The sequence below is a fragment of the Streptomyces sp. NPDC003016 genome (assembly GCF_053591455.1).
In genome coordinates this window covers 135910-158271 of record NZ_JBSFTV010000007.1, presented here as the reverse complement: position 1 = coordinate 158271, position 22362 = coordinate 135910, and the positions used below count along the sequence as shown (strand labels likewise).

Below are 22362 nucleotides of genomic sequence, written 5' to 3'. Positions count from 1 at the left end.
GGGCGCGTAGGGGATGGAGCGGCACGGCCCCATCCCGGTGCGGGTCATGAGTGCCGGGACCACCCTCGTCCCCGGGAGGCCATGCGGTCCAATACGCTCACGCACTGTTCCATGCCGATCCCGCATAGAGTGGCGGACCGTGGATCTGGTGGGAGCGTGTCGCGCGTTTGTCAGTGTCAGCGAGCACGGCGGTTTCACCGTCGGAGCGGCCGCTGCCCGGATGTCCCAGTCGGTGGCCAGCCGCCGCGTCGCCGCCCTGGAGGAGCGCTTCGGTGAGCAGTTGTTCGAGCGCACGTCGCGGCGGGCCGTCCTCACCCCCTTCGGCCGGGACATGCTGCCGGCGGCCAGGCAGCTCGTACAGGCGGCCGATGTGCTGCTGCACGAGGCGGAAGCGGTCAAGCGCAAACCGTGGCGGCTCGCGGTGCCCGGCGTCTGCCCCACGGCCGGTCTGGCCCGCCTCGTCGCCGAGGCACGGGGGCACGGTGTCAGGCTGGACCTCCGTGTGGCGGCACCCGCGCAGCGCCTGGAGCTCGTCCACGCGCAGCAGGTGCGTGCCGCCCTGCTCGCGGTGCCCGCGGACGAGGCGACATGGTCCGTACCGCTCGGGCTCGCCGGCGCCCAGGACCCCGGCGTGAAGCGCGTCTACCTCGAAACGCTGCGGGTCGGGCGGGCCTCCCCCGGCCCGGCCCGCCGTGTCTGGATCCAGCCGGAAGACGACGTGCCGCACATCCGCGACCCGCTGACGCGCCTGCGCGACGCGGTGGGTCTGCGGCCCGCACAGCTCGTCGCGGCGGCCGACCTGACGAGCGCCGCGGCAGAAGTCCTCTGCACACGCGACCTGTTGCTGTGCTCCCCCGCGCAGGCCGGGGAACTCGCCCTGGCCTGGCGGCCCATCGGTGAGATCACGCTCGGCCGGGGATTCGCCCTGGCCGTCGCCGCGGACGGCAATCCCCAGTACGTCGAAGCGCGCCTGGGCGACGCCATCGCCCGCTGCCTCGGCGCGGGCGCCCGGGCGGGCGCCGCGGGAGGGACGGCGGCGTGAGCACCGAGGCACTGCTCCGCGACATGCGCCGGCAGCTGCGCGAGGGCGGCCTGCACGGCTGCCTGCTCGTACGGGACCTGCACACGGGGGAAGAGCTGGGGATCGAGCCGGACACCCAGCTGCCCTCCGCTTCCCTGGTCAAGGTCCCGCTCGCGCTGGCGACGGCGGAGCGCATCCGGCGGGGCGAGCTCGACGGGGCGACGATGCTCGACGTACGGCCCGGGCGGATCACCACGCCCGGCCCCACCGGGCTGAGCCGGTTCCGCCACCCCACCCGGATCGCGATCGACGACCTGCTCTACCTGAGCACCTGCGTGAGCGACGGAACGGCCGCCGACGCGCTGTTCGGCCTCACCCCGCCCGACCGGGTCGCCGGCCTCCTCCACGAGTTCGGCCTGCGCGGCATCACCGTCCGGCACAGCATGCGCGAGCTGTCCGACACCCCCGTGGAACGCTTCGACGCCGACCAGGTCCATCTCGCCCACGCCCTCGCCATCGAGGCCGGCACCAGCGGCCGCGGACACCGGGTGCCGCAGCTCGACACCACCCGCGCCAACACCGGCAGCGCACGCGCCTGGGTCGAACTGCTCCACGCCCTGTGGACACCGTCGGCGGTCCACCCGGAAGCGGCCGGGCGCGTGCGCGGCCTCATGGCCCACAACCTGCTCCGGCACCGGCTCGCCCCGGACTTCAGCTCCGACGCCACCACGTGGTCCTCCAAGACCGGCACCCTCCTCAACCTCCGCCACGAGGTGGGTGTCGTCGAGCACTCCGACGGCCAGGCGTTCGCCGTCGCCGTCCTTACCGAGTCGCTCGTTCCGGCGAGCACCCAGCCCGGCGCCGACGCCCTCATGGCGCAGGTCGCCCGCAGGCTGCGCGACCACCTCCGGCAGCTCTGACACCCGGGCCGGGGCTTCTCCGCCGGCGAGCTGTACGCCGCCGCCGGGGCCCGCGTGCCGCACGGCAGGCGCTGCGCGTCACCCGGACCGCCCGTTCCCGAAGCCGGGGCCGGGCCTTCAGCCCCCGGACGGGCTCGATGTGGCCGAACCCGCTGGGCCGACGGCCAACCTCAGCCCGTCCGGCGCCCGAGGGCCGGGGCGCGGGGCAGAGCCCGGTTCGGGAAGGGGCGGGAGGGGGAACAGCCCCGCGGGCCCGGATCCGGAGCCGGGGAAGCGCCCGGCGCCCCGGGCCCGGGGACCGAGAGCCGAGTGGCCCCGGGCCCCAGGACCGGGGGCCCGGGGGCCGTCAGGTCAGGAAGTCGCGGGCGATGTTCTCCGCCACGCGTTCCAGCAGCGGGCCCGCTTCCGCCATGGAGCGGGCCGGGTCCGGCTCCAGGTCGGCCAGGGCGTACGCGCGGCGGATGCCCGCCGCGCCGAGGACCTCCGGAGGGAGGGCCAGGCGGCCGCAGACCGCGATGACCTCGACGTTCTTGGCGCGGGCCGCCGCCGCCACGCCCGCCGGCGCCTTGCCGTGCAGGGTCTGCGCGTCGAGGGAGCCCTCGCCGGTGATGACCAGGGTCGCCCGTTCCAGGGCGGGGGCGAAGCCCAGGACGTCGAGCATGACCTCGATGCCGGGCCGGAAGCTCGCGCCGAGGGCGATCAGCGCGCCGTAGCCGATGCCGCCGGCCGCGCCCGCGCCGGGCGAGTGCTCGTGCTCCGGGCCGAGTACGGACGCGTAGTGCGCGAGGGCCGCGTCGAGGGTGGCCACGTCCTCCTCGGTGGCGCCCTTCTGCGGTCCGTACACCGCCGCCGCGCCCTTCGGGCCGGTCAGCGGGTTGTCGACGTCGCTGGCGAGGACGAGGTCCACGTCGGCCAGACGCGGGTCCAGGCCGGACAGGTCGGCTGTCGCGAGGTCGCGCAGGCCGCCGCCGCCGGGGCCGACGGGCTCGCCCGCCGCGTCCAGGAAGCGCGCGCCGAGCGCGGCCAGCATGCCCGCGCCGCCGTCGGTGGTGGCGCTGCCGCCGACACCGAAGACGATCGTGCGCGCGCCCGCGTCGAGCGCGGCGCGCAGCAGTTCGCCGGAGCCGTACGTCGTCGCGGTGAGCGGCGCGAATACGCCCTCGGGGAGGTGCTGGAGGCCCGAGGCCTCCGCCATTTCGACCACGGCGGTGCCGTCGCGCAGCGCGAACGCCGCCGTGAGCTGCTCGCCGAGCGGTCCGGTGACCCGTACCTCCCGGCGCTCGAATCCGGCCGCCACCGCCGCGGCCACCGTGCCGTCGCCGCCGTCGGCGACGGGCAGGGCCTCGACGACAACGTCGGGGACAACCCGCCGCAGCCCGGCCGTCACCCGCTCCGCGACCTGCACGGCCGTGAGCGAGCCCTTGAACTTGTCCGCCGCGACGAGCACGCGGTCGGTCTCAGTTACTGCTCCGTCCGTCACCTTGCTATCCCTTGCTTTCGAACAGGCAGTCGCGCCGCCCCGACCCTATCCGCAGGAAGGGCTCCGCGCCCACGGGCGCCCGTCATGGCTCGGCCTCCCGTACGGCGCGCCAACCCGATTTGTCATCTTTTCACGCTCATAGTGGTTCGTCATGCACAGCGAAATGATCGAACGGCCTTCACCCGGACGGCGGCTCCCGCCGCCAGGGGCGCCGTCGCGGGTGCCCTCAGTGCGCGCGCGCAGCGCCGCACTCCGCGTTCCGCTCTCCTCGCATACCGGTGAAATACCCACAAACGACCCATGCTCGACCACGGGAAGCGGGTAGAGCCGACGCATGACGCCACACCGCACGCACACCGCCGACCGGATTCTCGGCGGCTGGCTGGGCCGAATCGCCGGCAACATGCTCGGCAAGCCCGTGGAGCGCGGCGACTACTGGACGCGAGCACGGATCGACCGCTACCTGCGGCTCACCGGTGCGCTCCCCCTCACCGACTACCTGCCCGAGCCCCCGTCGGCCGCGGCCGGTCTCGAACTGCGCCCGGAGTGGCCGCACTGCGTACGCGGCCGGATCAGCGGCAGCTGCCGGGACGACGACGTCGACTACGCGATCCTCGGGCTGCATCTCCTGGAGACCCACGGGTTCGCGTTCACCACCGAGGAGGTCGGTGAGCTGTGGCTGCTGCGGCTGCCGTATCTGCAGACCTTCACCGCCGAGCGGGCGGCGTACCGCAATCTCGCGAACGGCCTCAGGCCCCCGCTGACGGCCACCTACGAGAATCCGTACCAGGAGTGGATCGGCGCCCTCATCCGCGCCGACATCTTCGGCTGGACCAACCCCGGCGACCCGAACCGGGCGGCCGCGCTCGCCCGCCGCGACGCCGTGCTCTCGCACACCGGCAATGGCGTGTACGGCGCGATGTGGGCGGCGGCGCTGATCGCCGCCGCGTTCACCGCGCCGGGGCCGCGCGCCGCGCTGGAGGCCGCGCTGGAACGCGTACCCGCGAGCAGCCGTCTCGCCCGTACGGTCCGTCACACCGCCGCCCTGCACGCGGCCGGGGTGGCCTGGGAGGACACGCTCGCCGAGATGGAGGAGGAGACCGGCGGCCTCGGCTGGATCCACACCGTCCCGAACGCCGCCGTCATCACGGCCGGACTGCTGTACGGCGACGGCGACTTCACCCGGACCGTCACGCTCACCGTGCGCGGCGGCCTGGACACCGACTCCAACGGCGCGACAGCGGGCTCGGTGGCCGGGGTGCTGTGCGGGGCGGCCGGGATCGGGCCGCAGTGGACCCGGCCGCTGGAGGACACGGTGCGCAGCGCGGTGTTCGGCTTCGACGGGGTACGGATCAGCGAACTGGCGGACCGTACGGCCCGGCTGGCGCTCGGCTGAATCACGCCTGTCCGCCGGCCCCGGTGCCCTCTACGGTCTGTTGCCTCGGCGCCTTCACCCGGTGTTGCACCGGAGTGCACCGAGTGGTCCACGGCGTGGCCCAGCATGCCCAGCAGCGCCCGCTCCCCCACTGCTTCTTCCGCTTCAGTCCTCGACGAAATCCGGAGAGCCCCATGCGCCCATTCGTTGGCGGAGTCCTGACTGCCCTCGCCGCTGGGGCCCTTGTGGCCCAGGGCGCCCTCGCGGCCGGAGCGGCGGAGCCCTCCGCGTCCGCGGCGGCGGACCGGCCGGCCGAGGCGAGGCACCTGCCCGCCGGGATAAAGAGCGGTGCCTGGAAGGCCGGACACGTGCAGGGCATGGCGGTGGACCGCCGCAAGGGGTTCATGTACTTCTCCTTCACCAACCTCCTCGTCAAGACCGATCTGCGCGGCGATCCGGTGGGCTCCGTGTCCGGGTTCACCGGGCACCTGGGCGACCTGGACTTCAACGAGAAGGACGGCCGGGTCTACGGCTCACTGGAGTACAAGGCGGCGAAGGCCTTCTACATCGCGGTCCTCGACGTGGACCGGATCGACCGCATGGGCATGGACGCGCACACCAGTGACGTCGTGTCGACGGTCCACCTCCAGGAGGTCGTGGACGACTACACGGCCGACATGGACGGCGACGGGAAGTTCGACGGCGACACCGCGAACACCCCCGACCACCGGTACGGGTGCAGCGGGATCGACGGAGTGGCCTTCGGGCCCGAGCTGGACCGGGGCGGCCGGGCCAAGGACGGCAAGGACGTCCTGACCGTCGCGTACGGCATCTACTCGAACGTCAAGCGGCAGGACAACGACCACCAGGTCCTGCTCCAGTACGACGTGGACAAGTGGCGCACGTACGAGCGCCCGCTGCCCGAGAGCGCCCCGCACACCAGTGGTCCTCCGCGCGTCGGCGGCAAGTACTTCGTGCGCACCGGCAACACCCGGTACGGCGTGCAGAACCTGGAGTACGACGAGCACACGGGCAACTGGCTGATGGCCGTCTACAAGGGCGCGAAGCCGCAGTTCCCGAACTACTCGCTCTTCGTCGCCGACGGTTCGAAGCGGCCGGCCTACGGGAGGATCACCGGCCAGCCGGAGCCCACGAACGGCTGGCACCTGCCGCTGCTCCGGCAGGGGCTGCACCACGAGTCCTCCGGCGTCTACGGCTGGGAGTCCAGTGGCCAGTACGGTCTGGTCTCGCTCGACGACGGCCGCTTCTACCTCACCGAGGCGGGCACGGTGGTGGAGGACGGGGTGACGAAGCAGACGGCCCGGGCGGTCCTGCACCGGTGGACGGGTCTGCCCCCGACCCCGTTCACGCCGATCGCCGATTAGGCTGCGGGGCGGGGCTGGGCGCGGGGCGGGGCTGGGCTGGGTCGGGCGCGGAGTCTAGAACAGTCGCCCCCCGGTCCCCGCCCCGCCCGCCTCGAACGCCAGCAGCCTCCGCTTGCGGTCCAGGCCGCCGCCGTAGCCGGTGAGGCTGCCCGCGGCGCCGACGACGCGGTGGCACGGGACGACGATGCCGACCGGGTTCCTGCCGTTGGCGAGGCCGACCGCGCGGGAGGCGGCCGGGTTGCCGAGGCGCTCGGCCAGTTCGCCGTACGTCCAGGTCTCGCCGTACGGGATCTGCTGGAGCCGGGCCCAGACGCCGCGCTGGAACGGCGTGCCGTCCAGGGTCAGCTCCAGGTCGAACTCCTTCAGTCCACCCGCGAAGTAGGCGTCGAGCTGCCGGACGGCTTCCCCGAGGATTCCCGGATTCCGGTCGCCGAAGGACTCCTCCGGCGGCCGGTGGCGCTGCTCGGTCATGTAGAGCCCCGACAGCCTGCCGTCGGTGGCGACCAGCGTCAGCGGGCCGTACGGGCTGTCGACAAGGCGGTGCTGCTTCATGGTCGTGCTCCTCATGCCGGGAGGTGGTTGACGGGATGGTCGTCGGTGGCCCACAGGTACTGGACGGCGTACGCCCGCCACGGCCGCCAGGCGGCCGCCCGCGCCGTGAACGCCGCCGGTGTGGACGGCAGGCCCAGCTTCCGCGCGGCCCGCCGGATCCCGAGGTCGGTGGGGAGGAACGCGTCGGGGTCTCCGAGCGCGCGCATCGCGATCATCTCGACCGTCCAGGGCCCGAAACCGGGCAGTGCCACGAGCTGGGCGCGGGCCTGCTCCCAGTCGCTGTCGATGCCGAGCTTCAGCGTGCCGTCGGCGAGCGAGGAGACCAGCGTCGTCAGGGTGGTGCGGCGGCTGCGCGGCAGGGCCAGCGACCCGGGGTCGAGTCCGGCGAGCGCGGCGGGGTCCGGGAAGAGGTGGGTGAGCCCACCGGCCGGATCGTCGACCGGGGTGCCGTGCGCGGTGACCAGGCGGGCCGCGTGGGTGCGGGCGGCGGCCGTCGAGACCTGCTGGCCGAGCACCGCGCGTACCGCGAACTCCGCCGCGTCGGTCGTACGCGGCACCCGGCGCCCGGGGGCCTTGTCGACGAGCGGGGCGAGCAGGGGGTCGGTGCGCAACTGGTCGTCGATGGCGACCGGGTCGGCGTCGAGGTCGAGCAGGCGGCGGCAGCGGCTGATGGCGATGGTCAGGTCACGCAGGTCGGTGAGCGAGAGCAGGCAGCCGATGTGGTCGGGGTGCGGGGTGAGGGTCACGATGCCGTGCCCGTACGGGAGGGCGAGCGTGCGCCGGTAGGCGCCGCCGCGCCACTCCTCGACACCGGGCACGGCGGTCGCGGCGAGGTGGCCGAAGAGGTTGGTGGGGTTGAGGGGGGCGCGGAACGGCAGCCGCAGGGAGAGCGCGCCGGGGGTCTGCGGCGCCTTCCTGCCCCGTGCCCGCAGCTCGCTCGGCGACAGCGCGAAGACCTCGCGGACGGTGTCGTTGAACGTGCGCACCGACGAGAATCCGGCGGCGAAGGCCGCGTCCGCCATGGGCAGCGGGGTCGTCTCGATGAGCAGGCGGGCGGTCTGGGCGCGTTGGGCACGGGCGAGGGCGAGCGGTCCGGCGCCCAGTTCGGCCAGCAGCTGCCGCTCGATCTGCCGGGTGCTGTAGCCGAGACGTGCGGCGAGTCCGGGCACGCCTTCGCGGTCGACGACGCCGTCGCCGATCAGGCGCACCGCGCGGGCGACGGCGTCGGCGCGGGCGTTCGACTCCGGGGAGCCGGGGCTGGTGTCGGGCCGGCAGCGCTTGCAGGCCCGGAATCCGGCCTGCTGGCAGGCGGCCGCGCTCGGGTAGAAGGCCATGTTCTCGGCCTTGGGCGGGACGACCGGGCAGCTGGGGCGGCAGTAGATCCGGGTGGTCAGGACCGCGGTGAAGAACCAGCCGTCGAAGCGCGAGTCCTTGGACCGCACGGCGCGTACGCAACGCTCGGTGTCGGTGTGCATGGCTCAAGCATCGGGCACGCCGCACGCGGCGGCTGGCGGGAATCCGACATCAGGGTGCGGCTGCCAGGGCCGTCTCGAAGGCCGCGTACGCCCTCTCGTCGAAGAGGACGAACCGCACCCCGGCGACCGGCTCGCCGGCCGCCTCCCGGACCGTGCGGACGGCGATCCGCGCCGCGTCGTCCATCGGCCACCGGAAGACACCGGTGGAGACGGCGGGGAACGCGATGCTCCTCGCACCCAACTCCCGTGCTGCGCGCAGTGATTCGCGGTAGCAGGAAGCGAGCAGCTGCGACTGGTCCCGGTCGGGCCGCCACACGGGACCGACCGTATGAATCACCCTCCCCCATAGCCTTAAGGGCATGGGAGGTGCCCCCACCGCACTCAACCGCCCCGCCGTCGTGGCGACGGCCCGTCCGGTCGGCAGTCCCTTCCCGTAGTGGGAGGCGCGCAGCCGGCGGCAGTCGGCCAGGATGTCCGGCCCGCCCCTGCGGTGGATGGCGCCGTCGACGCCACCGCCGCCCAGCAGGGAGGAGTTGGCGGCGTTGACGACGGCGTCGACGTGCTGCTCGGTGAGGTCGCCGCGCACCAGCGTGAGGGCTGTCATGGGCCGGCCCCCTCGGAACGCAGCCGCCGCCAGACCGCCTTCGCCGCGTTGTGCCCCGACATCCCGTGCACGCCCGGTCCCGGCGGTGTCGCGGACGAACAGATGAAGACCGCCGGATGCGGTGTCGCGTACGGGAAGAGGGACACCTTCGGCCGCAGCATCAGCTGAAGTCCCGTCGCCGCGCCGCACGCGATGTCCCCGCCCACGTAGTTGGCGTTGCGCTGCGCGAGCTGCGGCGGCCCGGCGACGGCGCGTGCGAGCACCCGGTCGCGGAAGCCGGGCGCGAAGCGCTCGATCTGGCGCTCGACGGCCCCCGTCAGGTCGCCGTCCCAGGCGTGCGGGACGTGCCCGTACGCCCAGAAGACGTGCTTGCCCTCCGGGGCGCGGGAAGGGTCGACCAGGCTCGGCTGAGCGGTGATCAGGAACGGCGTCTCAGGGGGTGTGCCGCTCGCGGCCTGCCGCAGCGCGGTGCCGATCTCCCGGCTGCTCGGACCGACTTGGACGGTGCCGGCCCGCCGGGCCTCCTCGGCCGTCCAGGGCACCGGCCCGTCCAGCGCGTAGTCGATCTTGAACACACTCGCGCCGTACCGGTACTTCTCATACGCCCGCCCCAGACCGGCGATGCGCGCCAGCGCGGTGGGCGAGGTGTCGAAGACGTACGCGCGCGCGGGCGGCAGGTCGTCCAGCCGCTTCACTTCGTATCCGGTGTGCACCACGCCGCCGAGATCGCGCAGGTACGCCGCGAGCGCGTCCGAGATCGACTGCGACCCGCCGCGCGGCATCGGCCAGCCGCCGGCGTGCGCGGCCAGCGCGAAGACCAGTCCCACCGCGCTCGTCGCGAGGCCGCCGAGCGGTGCGATGACATGCGCGACGAGCCCGGCGAAGAGCGCCCGCGCCTTGTCGTCCCGGAACCGGCGCATCAGCCAGGTGCTGGGCGGCAGTCCGTCGACGCCGAACCGGGCCAGGGTGACCGGATCGCGCGGCAGCGCGCTCAGCGGCAGCGACATGAAGTCCCGGGCCAGCGTGTCCCACTTCCCCCGGTAGGGCGCGACCAGCCGCCGGTACCTCCCGGCGTCGCGCGCGCCGAAGGAAGCGGCGGTCTCGGCGACCGACCGCGACAGCACCGCTGCGGTGCCGTCGTCCCACGGGTGGGCCATGGGCAGTTCGGGGTGCAGCCACTCCAGCCCGTACCGGTCCAGCGGCATGGCGTTGAAGGCCGGCGATCCCGCGCCGAGCGGGTGTACGGCGGAACAGGGGTCGTGCCGGAACCCGGGCAGCGTGAGCTCCTCGGTCCTGGCGCCTCCCCCCACGGTGTCCAGCGCCTCGAACAACTGCACCGAGAAGCCCCGGCGGGCGAGTTCGACAGCGGCGGTCAGTCCGTTGGGCCCCGCCCCTACGACGACGGCATCGAGCATCGACGGCACCTTCGGACTCCTTCGTCAGCCGATGGCCAGAAGCCTCGGGATGTTCGGCCTCAGGATGTTCGGCCTCAGGATATTCCCGGCCGTGGGGCGGGGGCGGCGGGAGGGGGACGGCCCCCGGCACCGCTCCCGCCGCCCCCGGCGGGAGCAGCCGCCCCACCGCTACGCCCCGCCCCTCAGGAGTCCGGCCACCCGCGCGACCGTGGCCGTGTCCCGCGCGGCCGTGAACGGCAGTGCGTTGCCCCCCGGCAGCCGGAACCGCTCCCCCGCCACCGTCATGTGCGATCCGCCGGCCTCCTCGACCAGCAGCAGCCCCGCCGCGTGGTCCCAGGCCAGCTCCCAGGAGAACGCCACCGCGTCCAGGTCCCCCCGCGCCACTGCCAGGTACTCCAGCCCGGCCGACCCGCAGGGCCGCGCGTCGACACCCTTGACGTTCAGCCCGAGCAGCGCCGTCTTCTGCTGCTCCGTCGTGAAGTCGGGGTGCGAGGTGGCGACCCGCAGCGTCGCGCCCGTTCCCGGCACCCCCGCCCGCAGCGCCTCACCGTTCAGCCGCGCCCCGCCGCCCCGCACCGCAACGGCCATCTCGTCGAGCACGGGCGCGTACGTCCACGAGGCGAGCACCTCGCCCCGGTGGGCGAGGGCGACCAGCGTGCAGAACCCCGCCTCCCCGCGCACGAACTGCCGGGTCCCGTCCACCGGGTCCACGATCCACACCGGCGCGTCGCCCCGCAGCGCGTCGTACACCGCCGGGTCCTCGTGGACCGCCTCCTCCCCCACGACCACGGAGCCGGGCAGGAGCCGGGTCAGGGACGCGGTGAGGTGCTCCTCGGCCTGCCGGTCGGCAATGGTGACCAGGTCGTGCGGCCCGGTCTTCTCGACGATCTCGTGCGCGGCGAGCTGCCGGTACCGCGGCAGGATCTCGGCGGCAGCCGCCTTGCGCAGGGCCTCTTCGACATCGGGCAACTTGTCATCGATCATCATGCTTCCAGCAAAGCACGCCCCGCCGACAACGCTGAACCACGCCGACAACCTGCGGTGACGTCACCGCCCGACCGCGTAACCCTGCATTCCCCTGGGGTTCGCCGCGGCGGACAGCACGCCCGTCTCCGGGTCCCGCGCGACCGCGCACAGCCGCCCCTCCGACCACGGCCCGCCGACCGTCACGTCATGGCCGCGACGCCGCAGCTCCTCGACGACGTCCGCGTCCATGCGCGACTCGACGGTCACACTGCCCGGCCGCATCCCGCGCGGGTGGAAGGAGCCGGGAAAGGAGTCGTTGTGCCAGTTGGGTGCGTCGACGGCCCCTTGCAGGTCGAGACCGCCCCGCACCGGGGACGCCCCGAGCGCGACCGCGAGGAAGAAGTGGAGCTGCCACTGGTCCTGCTGGTCACCGCCGGGTGTACCGAAGGCCATCACCGGCACCCCGTCCCGCAGCGCGAGGGAGGGCGTCAGCGTCGTACGCGGCCGCCGTCCGGGCGTGAGCGTGTTCGGCAGTCCCTCGTCCAGCCAGGCCATCTGGAGCCGCGTGCCGAGCGGGAAGCCCAATTCGGGGACGACCGGGTTGGACTGGAGCCAGCCGCCGCTCGGGGTGGCCGCGACCATGTTGCCCCAGCGGTCGACGACGTCCAGGTGGCAGGTGTCACCACGGGTGGCGCCGTCCTTGGCGACGGTCGGCTCACCGGCGCCCGCGGCGGCCCCGGCCGCCGCGCCCATGGCGTCGGAGCCCGGCACCCCGGCGGCGACGGCGAGCGCGTGCGCGCCGAGCACGGGTGTACGCCCGTCCGGGCTGCCGGGCCGCAGCTCCAGCGACGCCCTCTCCCCCACGAGGGCGCGGCGCCCGCTGTTGTACGAGGCCGAGAGCAGCGCGCCGACCGGCACCTCGGCGGCGTCGCCGTACCAGGCCTCCCGGTCGGCCATCGCCAGCTTGCACCCCTCGATGAGCAGGTGCACGTACGCGGCGGAGCCGTGGGCGGGCAGTTCGGGCGGCAGCAGCGCGAGTTGCTGGAGGAAGGCGGGCCCCTGGCTCCAGCCGCCGGGCTTGCACAGCGTCCAGCCGTTCCAGTCGTACGTGACGGGCGCCTCGTACGTCGCGGACCAGCCGGCCAGGTCGGCCGCGGTCAGCGTCCCCGTGTGCCGGGCGCCGCTGGTGTCCAGCGCGGGGCGGGCGGCCTGCCGTACCAGCGCCTCGGCTATGAACCCCTCGCGCCACACCGCGCGCGCGGCGTCGATCTGCGCCACACGGCCGGTGCCGCCCGCCGCCTCGGCCTCGGCGATCACGCGGCGCCAGGTGGCGGCGAGAGCGGGGTTGCGGAAGAGCTTGCCCGGAGCGGGCGCCCTGCCGCCCGGCAGGTACACCTCGGCGGACGAGGTCCACTCCTCCTCGAAGAGCGCGCGCACGGTCTCCACGGTCTCGCCGACCCGTTCGACGGGCGGGTGCCCGTCCTCGGCGTACCCGATGGCGTACCGCAGCACCTCGCCGAGCGACTTGGTGCCGTAGTCGCGCAGCAGGAGCATCCACGCGTCGAACGCCCCCGGCACGGCGGCGGCCAGCGGTCCGGTCCCGGGTACGAGACCGAGCCCCAGGGAGCGGTAGTGGGCGGCGCTCGCGCCCGCCGGCGCGGGCCCCTGCCCGCAGAGCACCCGCACCTGTGCGCCCGCCGGCGCGAGGACGACCGGCACTTCGCCCGCGGGTCCGTTGAGGTGCGGCTCGACGACGTGCAGGACGAAGCCGGCGGCGACGGCGGCGTCGTAGGCGTTGCCGCCGTCCTCCAGGACGGCCATCGCGGACTGCGAGGCGAGCCAGTGGGTGGAGGACACCATGCCGAAGGTGCCCTGGAGGGTGGGCCGGGTGGTGAACCGCATCTCTCACCTCGCTGTTCGGGCCGTCGGCCGGTCCCGCCGGGTCCCGTCGGCCCTCATGATCCGCCGGGTGCCGGTGATCCGGAAGGAATCCGGAAGGAGTCGGTCGCGTGAGCTTTTCCACACGGGGCCGCAGGTTCACGGCCGCCGGCCCGCGCCGCCGGCCGCTGCCGGGATCAGGCGGACACCGCCTCGGTGGACGGCCCGCTCGCGGCGGAGACCGCGTGCTTCTCCGCACGGCGCAGGAGCGCTGCCGCGAACAGCCCTCCGAGGAGCACCGCCGCCGCACCGGCCAGCTGGCCGGTCTCCACACCGGAGGCGAAGGCGTCGGTGATCCGTTGCCGTTCGTCCTCGGAGCCGGCGGCCCCCAGGGCGGCCGGGAGCGAGGCCGCCGAGATCGGTATGAGCGCGGCGAAACGGGAGTTGAGCACCGCGCCGAGGACGGCGACGCCGAGGCCGTTGCCGAACTCCGTGACGGTGCCCTCGATACCGGCGCCGATGCCCGCCTTCTCGCGCGGTATCGCGTTCAGGACCGCCACCGCCATGGCCGGGTTGGCGAGCGCGCAGCCCATGCCCATCAGGACCAGCCCGCCGAGCATCCCCCCGTATCCGAAGCCCCGTGCGCCCAGCACCGCGACGGCCGCCAGACCGGCCGCGAGCAGCCCCATGCCGAGGGCCACGGAACCGGGGATGCCCAGGGCCCGGCTCACGCGGGCGGCGACGCCGGTGAAGTTCAGCAGGACGACGGTCAGGGCGAACGGGGCCGTACGCAGCCCCGCCTCCAACGGCTCGTACCCCAGCACGAACTGCAGCTGCTGCGTGAGCAGATACAGGGCTCCGCCGCTGCCGAAGGTGATCAGCAGCGCTCCGGTGACGGCCCCGGTGAAGGTACGGTTCCGGAAGAACCCGAGGTCGAGCATGGGGTGCGGGGTGCGGTGTTCCCACCGTACGAAGGCGATCGCGGAGACGGCGGCGAGGACCGCGCCCACGAGGACCGGACGCGAGGTCCAGCCGTGTTCGGGCCCCGCGATGACGACGTAGACCACGGACGCCATGCCGATCGTGGACAGCAGCGCGCCCGGGAGGTCGGGCCGGGCGCTGCGCGGGGCGGAGCTCTCCGGCACCAGGACGGCGGCCGCCACCACGCCGAGCACGACGACCGGCAGGTTGACCAGGAAGAGCGCCCCCCACCAGAAGTGGGCGAGGACCACTCCGCCGACCAGTGGCCCGGCGGCGAAACCCAGCGCGTTGACGGCTGCCCAGATGCCGATGGCCCTGACGCGTTCCGGCTCGGGAAAGACCTGGAGCGCCACCGCGAGCGTGGTGGTCAGCAGCAGCGCCGCGCCCACGCCCATCCCGGCCCGGGCGGCGATCAACTGGCCGGTGGACTGGGCGATTCCGGCGGCCAGCGAGCCGAGACCGAACAGCACCAGTCCGGCCAGGAGCATCTTCTTGCGGCCGTAGCGGTCCGCCGCGCCCCCTGCGGTGAGCAGCAGGCCGGACTGGACGAGCGCATAGGAGTTGATGATCCACTGGACATCGGCGGCAGAGGCGCCCAGGTCCCGGGTGAGGGTCGGGACGGCGACGTTGAGGATGGTGTTGTCGAGGATCACCACGAGCTGCGACAGGCAGATCACACCCAGGATGAGCCAGCGTCTGGGGTGTCCCTGGGCTGTGTGGGGCGTCTGCTCGGTCATGGTTGTCATGGATCTCCCTCGAAGATTACTTAGGTGAGCCTAACCAATCCTGTCGGGCCGCCGTGCACCAGGCCCGGTCCCGCCTCCCCGTCGGCTCGGTGCGGCTCCGCCGTGACTCCGCCGTGACTCCGAGGAGTGAACGGCGACAGGAGTGGACGGTGGGGCGTTCCGCGGGCGCACGGCGTGGGCAGTCACCGGGGCGGGCCGGTCGGCGGACCGGCGCCGCCTCATCCGTACCGACCACCGCCTCCCGGGAGCGAGCAATGACAGCGGACCGTCACGGGCAGCGCATGAGCCACACCGGCGCCGACGCCCTCCTGAAGTACGAACAAGCCGTGGACGACCTGCTCTTCTTCCGGCCGCGCGTTCTCGACACGGCCACGTCGGTGCTCGCGGCCTCGCCCCGGTCCGTCATGGGGCACGTCTTCCTCGCCTATCTCGGGGTGCTGGGCACGGAGGAAAAGGACGCGGCCGCGGCACGGTCGGCCCTCGCCCGGTACCGGTCCGGCCTCGACGAGGACGAGCTGACACCCCGCGAACGGATGCACCTCGCCGCCGCGACCGCCTGGCTCGACGGTGACGTCCACGGCGCCGGCGCCCTGCTCGGCGGCCTCACGACCGATCACCCCCACGACGCGCTGGCGCTGTTCACCGGCCACCAGGCCGACTTCCTCACGGGCAACGCCCCGCGCCTGCGGGACCGTGTCGGCGGCGCGCTCGGCGCCTGGGACGAGGACGACCCGCACCGCGGTCCGCTGCTCGGCATGTACGCCTTCGGCCTGGAGGAGAGCGGACACTACGAGCGGGCGGAACAGGTCGGCCTGGCGGCCCTCGCCCGCCACCCGCACGATGTCTGGGGCATCCACGGCGTGGTGCACACGTACGAGATGCGCGGCCGCTTCAAGGACGGGGTCCGCTTCCTCGACGCCCGCAGCGAGGACTGGGCGCACGGCACGCTCCTCACCGTGCACAACTGGTGGCACTACGCCCTGTTCGCCCTGGAATCCGGCGACACCGCCCGCGTGCTCGACATCTACGACGCCTCCCTGCACCACGAGGGCTCCTCGGCCGTGGCGATGGAACTGCTGGACGCCTCCGCCCTGCTGTGGCGGCTCTACCTCGCGCAAAACGACCAGAGCGCACGGTGGAACCGGCTGGCCGACGCCTGGGAGAGCCGCGGCGTCGGGGCCCACTACGCGTTCAACGACGCCCATGCCGTCATGGCCTACGTGGGCGCCGGCCGCGTCACGGAAGCCGAGCGCCTGGTGCGGGACCGGCAGAGGTGGGCGGCCGGGGCGGATCCCCGTGTCTCCAACCGGGACATGACCGCGGAGACCGGCCTCCCGGTCTGCCGGGCGCTGATCGCCTACGGGAAAGGCGAGTACGGCAAGGCCGTGGACCTCCTGCTCCCGGTGCGCGACCGGCTCAACGCGTTCGGCGGCAGCCACGCCCAGCGGGACGCCGTCCAGCGCACCCTCGTCGAGGCGTCCTTGCGCGCCCGGCGAACGGGCCTCGCGCGTACGCTGCTGAGCGAGCGCATCCAGCTGCGCCCGGTCTGTCCGTACAACTGGTCGGCCCAGGCCCGCCTGGAGGAGACCCTCGGCGATCCCGTACGCGCCGCGGCCTCCAGGGAGCGCGCCGCCGCCCAGGCGTCGGCCCAGGTGTCGGCCTGATCCCGGTTCGGTGCGTACGCGCGGCGCGTGACGTTCCCCTGGGGGCAGGAGAACGTCACGCGCACGGGTGCGGACGGCGACACCCTCGTCGTAGGAGACCGTGCCGTTCGTGCCGGGATAGGCCGCGGCGGTGGTTCCCGGTCCCTGGGCCGCGTCGGCGGGAAGGTGGCCGGGAGGCGGCCGGAGGGGTCGCTGCCGCCGAAGAGGGCGGCCGCCAGGGCGGTCCAGGGCCGCACTGCCCGCCACCCCCTCGAAGTGGTCCTGCATGCGGGGCAGCACCGGGGCGAGCAGCACCGCGCCGAGGACGGGCAGGCAGCTGCCGGCCATCAGCAGGACGGCGGGCAGCCTGCCGCGCACGGCCGGAGAGGCACCGTGGTCACGGGCGGCAGGGCAGCGGGAGCGGGCGTGGCGGCACTCCAGGGCGCGAGGCGGGAAGGTGGCGCCGCACGGCGGACGGGTCCGGTGGCGAGGAGGCGTCGGCGTACGGGCGCGTGATGTGCCACGACTATGCGTTCCGGGCACCGGGCTGCCCACCCCTGACGCGATCCAAGTTTGCGATGCCGTTGATCCAGGGCGTGGATACCTCCGTGCATCCGGGGCCGGAACACCGGTCGCACGCGGGGCGGGCCCGTCAGGGTGCGCGCCTCACCCCGGTACGTTCCTCACCCCGGTACGCGCCTCACGCCCGGTACGCGCCTCACATCCGGTCGGTGTCCGCCAGTCGCCTGCCGACCCGCGCGGCCGTCTCGCGCAGCCAGATGTGGGCCGCGTCGTGCGTGTGCACCGGATGCCACCACAGCGCCTCGCGCAGGGGAACGGCTTCGTACGGCGGCTCCAGTACGCGGACGGCGGCGAGCGGCGCGAGGAGCCGGGCGAGACGCGCCTGGGCCAGGGCGATGCGCCGGGTGCCCGCCACCAGCAGCGGCAGCAGCTGGAAGCTGTCGACGGAGACCTCCACGCGCGGTTCGATGCCGAGCATGCCGAGCTGGCGTACGGCCGGGGCGTCGTAGGTCCGCTGGTAGGTGACCCACGGCAGCCGGGCCAGGTCCTGCCGGGTGAGCCGGTCGTCGATGCTCGGGTGGTCGTCCGCGACGAGGAAGACCCAGCGGTCCTCGTAGAGGTCGGTGGCGGGGAAGTCGCTGATGACACCGTGCGGCATGAGCAGGCCGTCGGTGGCGCTCAGCAGGGTGGCGGTGTCGTCGACCACGGTGGGCGGTGTCTGGGTGAAGCGCAGCCGGATGCCGGGGGCCTCCTCGTGCACGACGCGGGCCAGCTCGGTGCCGAAGACGGCGACGGCGTAGTCGGACGCCACGAGTTTGAACTCACGGCTCTCGTGGGCCGGGTCGAAGTCGGCCTGGCTGGCGAAGAGGCGTTCCAGTACGTCGTAGGCGGTGGAGGTGCGGTCGAGGAGGACCTGCCCCAGAGCGGTGAGCTCGTAGTGACCGCCGACCCGGGCGAGCAGATCGTCGTCGAAGTGGCGGCGCAGCCGGGCCAGGGCGGCGCTCATCGCGGGCTGGCTGAGCCCGACGCGCTGCCCGGCGCGGGTGACGTTGCGTTCCTCCAGGAGTGCGCGCAGGGCGACGACGAGGTTGAGGTCGAGGCGGGACAGGTTCACGGGGCTTCCCCTTGGCGGTACGGCACCGGACAGGGAGGAATAAACGCGGTGGATGCCAGCCATCCACACAATCTATTTCCCTGATCGGAGGTGGTGGGTCCAGATTAGTCACACCGCAATCAGGAGGACATGTTCGTGAAACCCGAATCCGCGTCCGCGCTCTTCGCCGGCCCCTTCGCTCTGGGCACCCTCTCGGCCCCGGACGGGCCGGCCTTCCCCGCCCTCGTCACCCCCGACGCCCAGGTGCTCGACCTGGAGGCCGCCTTCGACGAGGAGGGGTTGACGGTCCGAGACCTGCTGGACCGCTGGGAGACGGCCCTGCCGCGGCTGCGGACGCTGGCCGGCGGGAGCGGCCTCGAACGCAGGCCGCTGGCGGACTTCCGGGTGCACGCGCCCGTCGAGCCGCGGCAGGTGTTCCAGTCGGGGGCGAACTACCGGCAGCACGTGATCGACCTGCACGTCGCGCACCGGGACCCCGCCGACGGCCGCTCCGAGGAGGAACGGCGCGCCGAGGCGGCGGAGATCATGGACCGGCGGGCGGCCGAGGACCTGCCGTACGTGTTCATCGGCCTGCCGAGCGCGATCACCGGCCCGTACGACGACGTCGTACTGCCCGCCGACGCCGGGAAGCCGGACTGGGAGCTGGAGTTGACGGCCGTGATCGGCCGGCCCGCGTACCGGGTGTCCGTCGAGGAGGCTCTGCGGTACGTCGCCGGGTACACCATCGCCAACGACCTCACCGACCGCGCCACCGTCTTCCGTCGGGACATGCCCCAGATCGGCACCGACTGGCTGCGTTCCAAGAACGCGCCCGGCTTCACCCCGCTCGGCCCCTGGATCGTGCCCGCCGAGTCGGTGGCCGACCCCGACGACCTGCGGCTGACGCTGAAGCTGAACGGCGAGACCATGCAGGACGAGTCCACCAAGGACATGATCTTCGACGTGGCGCGCATGGTGGCGTACGCCTCCCGGACCGCCCGCCTGCTCCCCGGCGACCTGGTGCTGACCGGCTCCCCGGCCGGCAACGGCATGCACTGGGGCCGGCTGCTGCGGGGCGGCGACGTCATGGACGGCTCGATCACCGGACTCGGTGCCCAGCGCACCCGCTGTGTGGCGGAGGCGTCGTGACACCCGACCGGCACGACCCCGAGGGCGCGATCGCGCGGGCCGCCGAGGCGTACTCCAACTGGGGCCGCTGGGGCGAGGACGACGTGCTCGGCACCCTCAACTTCCTCGACGGGGCCAAGCGCCGCGAGGGCGCCGCGCTCGTCCGGCGGGGCGTCAGCTTCTCCCTCTCCCAGCGCTTCGACATCAACGGCCCCCAGAAGGGCTGGCGGCGGCGGACCAACCCCGTCCACACCATGCTCGACACCGGCACCGACGCCGCCCTCGGCAACCAGGGGCTCCCGCACGGCATCGGCGGCGCCGACGACGTGATCACCATGCCGCTGCAGTGCTCCACCCAGTGGGACGGCCTCGGGCACATCTTCGACCACGGCAAGGCGTGGAACGGCCGCCCGGCCGAGCAGGTCGTCACCTCCGACGGCGACCTGGTCACCGGCATCGAGCACATGGCCCCGCACGTCGCCGGACGCGGTGTCCTGCTCGACGTCGGCCGCGCGATCGGCGTCGACGGCCAACTGCCCGACGGTTTCGCGATCACCGAGGAGCACCTGACCGCCACCGCCGAGGCCCAGGGCGTGAGCGTCGGGCGCGGCGACCTCGTCGTCGTACGCACCGGACAGCTCACCCGGGTCCGCCGCCGGGGGTCCCCCCACGCCGAAGGCGGTGGGGAAGGCTGGGGCGACTACGCCGGCGGTCCCGCGCCCGGCCTGTCCTTCACCACCGCCGGCTGGCTGCACGGCACGGAGATCGCCGCGATCGCCACCGACACCTGGGGCTTCGAGGTGCGGCCCAACGAGTTCGAGCGCGCCTTCCAGCCGCTGCACCAGGTCGCCATCCCCCACCTCGGGCTGCTCATCGGCGAGATGTGGGACCCGGACGCGCTCGCCGAGGACTGCGCGGCCGACGGCGAGTACGCGTTCTGGCTCACCGCCGCCCCGCTGCCCATCACCGGGGCCGTCGGCTCCCCCGTCAACCCGATCGCCGTCAAGTAGCCCGAGGAACAAGGGAGTTCCCCATGACCACACCCCGTACGGTCCTCGTCATCGGCGGTGGCGCCGCCGGCAACGCCGTGGCGGTCCTGCTGCGCCGCGCCGGTCTCGCGGTGGATCTGATCGAGGCCAAGGACGACTGGAACGTCACCGCCGGCTCCGGCATCACCCTCCAGGGCAACGCCCTGCGCGTCCTGCGCGAACTGGGCGTCTGGGAGCAGGTGAAGGAGTCCGGCTTCGGTTTCGGTTCGGTCGGCATCACCGCCTCCGACGGCACCGCCCTGCACGTCCAGCGCGACCTGCGCACCGGCGGCGACGACCTGCCCGCCACGGTCGGCATGCAGCGTCCCCGGCTGCAGCAGATCCTGACCGACGCCGTCCGGGCGAGCGGAGCCCGCGTACGCCTGGGCACCCGCGCACAGGCGCTGGAGCAGGACGCCGACGGCGTGTCCGTCCGCCTCAGCGACGGCACCGAGGGCCGCTACGACCTGGTGATCGCCGCCGACGGCCTGGGCTCCGCCACCCGCGCGGCGATCGGCATCACGGTCAGGCCCGAGCCGACCGGCATGGCCATCTGGCGCGTCGCCGCCCCGCGCCCGGCCGGCGTGGTGCGCACCGACCTCGCGTACGGCGGCCCGGCCTACATCGCCGGGTACTGCCCCACCAGCGACACCACCCTGTACGCGTACGTCGTCGAGGCAAGCCGCGACCGCGCCTCGGTACCCGCCGACTCCTACGCCGACGAGATGCGGCGCCTGGCCTCCGCGTACGGCGGGTTCTGGCCGGAGATCACCGCACACATCACCGACCCGGCGAAGGTCAACTACACCTGGTTCGACCGGATGCTGGTGGAGGGCTCCTGGCACCGCGGCCGGGTGGTCCTCGCCGGCGACGCCGCCCACTGCTGCCCGCCCACCCTCGCCCAGGGCGCCGCCCTGTCGCTGGAGGACGCCTGGGTGCTGGCCCGGATGCTGTCCGGCGCCGAGCAGTGGGACGACGCGCTGTTCCAGGCGTACTACGAGCGGCGGATCGCACGCGTCCGTCCGGTCGTGGAGGCGTCCGTGCGGATCGGGCAGTGGCAGCTCGACGGCGTCCGCGACGCCGACGTGCCCGGCCTGATGGCCCGCACCATGACGATGCTCCGGGAACTGCCGTGACGGCCCGCCCGACGCCGACCGTCGACGTCCACGCGCACGTCCTGCTGCCCGAGGTCGAGGCGCTGGTGGCGGACCTGCCGGGGCTCGCCGCGGCGAAGGCGCTGGACGCCCGCCGCAACGGCCCCGCCGCCCTCGCCGTCAGCGGCCCCATGGTGCGCGAACGCATCCCGCGGCTGACCGACACCGCCGTACGCCTGGCCGCGATGGACGCCCGGGGCGTGGACGTCCAGCTGGTCAGCCCCTCCCCCTCGCACTACCACTACTGGGCCGACGAGGAGACGGCCGAGAAGGTGTACCGGACCGCCAACGAGGCGACGGCCGCACACTGTTCGGCCGCTCCCGGCCGGTTGCGCGGGCTGGGACTCGTACCCCTCCAGCATCCGGACCACGTGGTGCGCGCACTCGACCACGCCCTGGCGCAGGGGCTGTCCGGAGTGGAGATCTCCAGCCACGCGCCGGGGCGGGAACTCTCCGACCCGGCCTACGCGCCTTTCTGGGCGCGGGCCGAGGAGACGGGCGCGGTCGTCTTCCTGCATCCGTTCGGGTGCACGCTCGACGAGCGCCTCGACCGGTGGTACCTGTCCAACACCGTCGGCCAGCCCACCGAGAACGCCGTCGCCCTGTCCCACCTCATCTTCTCCGGCGTGCTGGACCGCCACCCCGGCCTGAAGCTGATCGCGGCGCACGGGGGCGGCTACCTGCCCACCCACATCGGCCGCTCCGACCACGCGTGGTCGGCCCGCTCCGACGCGGGCGCCGGCTGCGCGCACCTGCCGAGCAGCTACCTCAAGCGCCTGTACTTCGACTCGCTCGTCCACGACCCCCACGTGCTGCGCGAGTTGATCCGCGTCGCCGGCCCGGACCGGGTGCTGCTCGGCTCGGACTTCCCCTTCGACATGGGCACCGAGGACCCCGTGGCCGCCCTGCGCGCCGCGCGTCTTCCCGGGCCCGACTTCGACGCCGTACGCGGCGGCAACGCCTGCGCCCTGCTCAACCTCACCCTCGCCTGAGGAG

General features: G+C 73.8%; 19 protein-coding genes. 10 read left to right on the top strand and 9 right to left on the bottom strand.

The features are described from left to right. Positions 1-139: 139 nt before the first annotated feature. Positions 140-1042, top strand: coding sequence for a LysR family transcriptional regulator (locus ACWDZ4_RS08400; protein WP_451507634.1), 903 nt, complete (start codon positions 140-142; stop codon positions 1040-1042). Then, positions 1039-1941, top strand: coding sequence for a serine hydrolase (locus ACWDZ4_RS08395; protein WP_451507633.1), 903 nt, complete (start codon positions 1039-1041; stop codon positions 1939-1941). The genes ACWDZ4_RS08400 and ACWDZ4_RS08395 overlap by 4 nt, the downstream gene beginning before the upstream one ends. A gap of 346 nt (positions 1942-2287) precedes the next feature. Here the strand turns inward: ACWDZ4_RS08395 and ACWDZ4_RS08390 are convergent, their stop codons facing one another. After that, positions 2288-3421: a glycerate kinase gene (locus ACWDZ4_RS08390; RefSeq protein ID WP_451507632.1), complete on the bottom strand. Its 1134-nt coding sequence runs from the start codon at positions 3419-3421 to the stop codon at positions 2288-2290. Between the two features lie 334 nt (positions 3422-3755). Between ACWDZ4_RS08390 and ACWDZ4_RS08385 the strand changes: the two genes are divergently transcribed. Together ACWDZ4_RS08385 and ACWDZ4_RS08380 are read left to right on the top strand one after the other, a co-directional pair. Beyond that, the gene (locus tag ACWDZ4_RS08385; protein ID WP_451507631.1) at positions 3756-4817 is read left to right on the top strand and encodes an ADP-ribosylglycohydrolase family protein; all 1062 of its coding nucleotides are present in this window, start codon (positions 3756-3758) and stop codon (positions 4815-4817) included. Positions 4818-4990: 173 nt separating this feature from the next. Continuing rightward, positions 4991-6181: a hypothetical protein gene (locus tag ACWDZ4_RS08380; RefSeq protein WP_451507630.1), complete on the top strand. Its 1191-nt coding sequence runs from the start codon at positions 4991-4993 to the stop codon at positions 6179-6181. A gap of 54 nt (positions 6182-6235) precedes the next feature. Here the strand turns inward: ACWDZ4_RS08380 and ACWDZ4_RS08375 are convergent, their stop codons facing one another. The 7 genes from ACWDZ4_RS08375 to ACWDZ4_RS08345 form a co-directional block, all read right to left on the bottom strand. Further along, entirely contained in the window at positions 6236-6733 is a 498-nt protein-coding gene (locus tag ACWDZ4_RS08375) for a methylated-DNA--[protein]-cysteine S-methyltransferase (protein ID WP_451507629.1), read from the bottom strand. Positions 6734-6744: 11 nt separating this feature from the next. After that, positions 6745-8208 (bottom strand): AlkA N-terminal domain-containing protein, encoded by a 1464-nt coding sequence (locus tag ACWDZ4_RS08370; RefSeq protein ID WP_451507628.1) that lies wholly within the window; start codon positions 8206-8208, stop codon positions 6745-6747. A gap of 49 nt (positions 8209-8257) precedes the next feature. Continuing rightward, on the bottom strand, positions 8258-8812 hold the full coding sequence (locus tag ACWDZ4_RS08365) for an O-acetyl-ADP-ribose deacetylase (RefSeq protein WP_451507627.1): 555 nt from the start codon (positions 8810-8812) through the stop codon (positions 8258-8260). After that, complete coding sequence (locus ACWDZ4_RS08360) at positions 8809-10236, bottom strand: phytoene desaturase family protein (RefSeq protein ID WP_451507626.1); 1428 nt, start codon at positions 10234-10236, stop codon at positions 8809-8811. The genes ACWDZ4_RS08365 and ACWDZ4_RS08360 overlap by 4 nt, the downstream gene beginning before the upstream one ends. Before the next feature lie 159 nt (positions 10237-10395). After that, positions 10396-11211, bottom strand: coding sequence for an inositol monophosphatase family protein (locus tag ACWDZ4_RS08355; protein WP_451507697.1), 816 nt, complete (start codon positions 11209-11211; stop codon positions 10396-10398). A gap of 63 nt (positions 11212-11274) precedes the next feature. Then, a complete protein-coding gene (locus tag ACWDZ4_RS08350) occupies positions 11275-13095 on the bottom strand; it encodes a gamma-glutamyltransferase family protein (protein WP_451507625.1) in 1821 nt (606 codons plus the stop codon). 173 nt (positions 13096-13268) lie between these two features. Then, positions 13269-14798: an MFS transporter gene (locus tag ACWDZ4_RS08345; protein ID WP_451507624.1), complete on the bottom strand. Its 1530-nt coding sequence runs from the start codon at positions 14796-14798 to the stop codon at positions 13269-13271. 254 nt (positions 14799-15052) lie between these two features. Between ACWDZ4_RS08345 and ACWDZ4_RS08340 the strand changes: the two genes are divergently transcribed. Beyond that, positions 15053-16462 (top strand): tetratricopeptide repeat protein, encoded by a 1410-nt coding sequence (locus tag ACWDZ4_RS08340; RefSeq protein ID WP_451507623.1) that lies wholly within the window; start codon positions 15053-15055, stop codon positions 16460-16462. A gap of 27 nt (positions 16463-16489) precedes the next feature. Next, a complete protein-coding gene (locus ACWDZ4_RS08335; RefSeq protein WP_451507622.1) occupies positions 16490-16957 on the top strand; it encodes a hypothetical protein in 468 nt (155 codons plus the stop codon). Between the two features lie 202 nt (positions 16958-17159). Here the strand turns inward: ACWDZ4_RS08335 and ACWDZ4_RS08330 are convergent, their stop codons facing one another. Beyond that, positions 17160-18077 (bottom strand): LysR family transcriptional regulator, encoded by a 918-nt coding sequence (locus ACWDZ4_RS08330; protein ID WP_451507621.1) that lies wholly within the window; start codon positions 18075-18077, stop codon positions 17160-17162. Between the two features lie 129 nt (positions 18078-18206). Here ACWDZ4_RS08330 and ACWDZ4_RS08325 point away from each other — a divergent pair, with 129 nt between their 5' ends. Genes ACWDZ4_RS08325 through ACWDZ4_RS08310 form a run of 4 tightly spaced genes read left to right on the top strand, consistent with a single transcriptional unit; the run spans position 18207 to position 22358 of the window. Next, entirely contained in the window at positions 18207-19205 is a 999-nt protein-coding gene (locus ACWDZ4_RS08325) for a fumarylacetoacetate hydrolase family protein (protein ID WP_451507620.1), read from the top strand. Beyond that, positions 19202-20194 carry a cyclase family protein gene (locus tag ACWDZ4_RS08320; protein ID WP_451507619.1) on the top strand — a complete coding sequence of 331 codons (993 nt, stop codon included), beginning with the start codon at positions 19202-19204 and terminating at the stop codon, positions 20192-20194. Before ACWDZ4_RS08325 ends, ACWDZ4_RS08320 begins: the two co-directional genes overlap by 4 nt. A 23-nt stretch (positions 20195-20217) precedes the next feature. Continuing rightward, positions 20218-21348 (top strand): FAD-dependent oxidoreductase, encoded by a 1131-nt coding sequence (locus ACWDZ4_RS08315; RefSeq protein WP_451507618.1) that lies wholly within the window; start codon positions 20218-20220, stop codon positions 21346-21348. Further along, the gene (locus ACWDZ4_RS08310; protein ID WP_451507617.1) at positions 21345-22358 is read left to right on the top strand and encodes an amidohydrolase family protein; all 1014 of its coding nucleotides are present in this window, start codon (positions 21345-21347) and stop codon (positions 22356-22358) included. The genes ACWDZ4_RS08315 and ACWDZ4_RS08310 overlap by 4 nt, the downstream gene beginning before the upstream one ends. The last annotated feature ends 4 nt before the right edge of the window (positions 22359-22362 follow it).

Excerpts from the sequence above, each read along its gene's own strand:
- ACWDZ4_RS08385 (WP_451507631.1), top strand. The coding sequence starts at position 3,756 with ATGACGCCACACCGCACGCACACCGCCGACCGGATTCTCGGCGGCTGG.
- ACWDZ4_RS08380 (WP_451507630.1), top strand. The coding sequence starts at position 4,991 with ATGCGCCCATTCGTTGGCGGAGTCCTGACTGCCCTCGCCGCTGGGGCC.
- ACWDZ4_RS08375 (WP_451507629.1), bottom strand. The coding sequence starts at position 6,733 with ATGAAGCAGCACCGCCTTGTCGACAGCCCGTACGGCCCGCTGACGCTG.
- ACWDZ4_RS08370 (WP_451507628.1), bottom strand. The coding sequence starts at position 8,208 with ATGCACACCGACACCGAGCGTTGCGTACGCGCCGTGCGGTCCAAGGAC.
- ACWDZ4_RS08365 (WP_451507627.1), bottom strand. The coding sequence starts at position 8,812 with ATGACAGCCCTCACGCTGGTGCGCGGCGACCTCACCGAGCAGCACGTC.
- ACWDZ4_RS08355 (WP_451507697.1), bottom strand. The coding sequence starts at position 11,211 with ATGATCGATGACAAGTTGCCCGATGTCGAAGAGGCCCTGCGCAAGGCG.
- ACWDZ4_RS08350 (WP_451507625.1), bottom strand. The coding sequence starts at position 13,095 with ATGCGGTTCACCACCCGGCCCACCCTCCAGGGCACCTTCGGCATGGTG.
- ACWDZ4_RS08345 (WP_451507624.1), bottom strand. The coding sequence starts at position 14,798 with ATGACAACCATGACCGAGCAGACGCCCCACACAGCCCAGGGACACCCC.
- ACWDZ4_RS08340 (WP_451507623.1), top strand. The coding sequence starts at position 15,053 with ATGACAGCGGACCGTCACGGGCAGCGCATGAGCCACACCGGCGCCGAC.
- ACWDZ4_RS08325 (WP_451507620.1), top strand. The coding sequence starts at position 18,207 with ATGTTCGTGAAACCCGAATCCGCGTCCGCGCTCTTCGCCGGCCCCTTC.
- ACWDZ4_RS08315 (WP_451507618.1), top strand. The coding sequence starts at position 20,218 with ATGACCACACCCCGTACGGTCCTCGTCATCGGCGGTGGCGCCGCCGGC.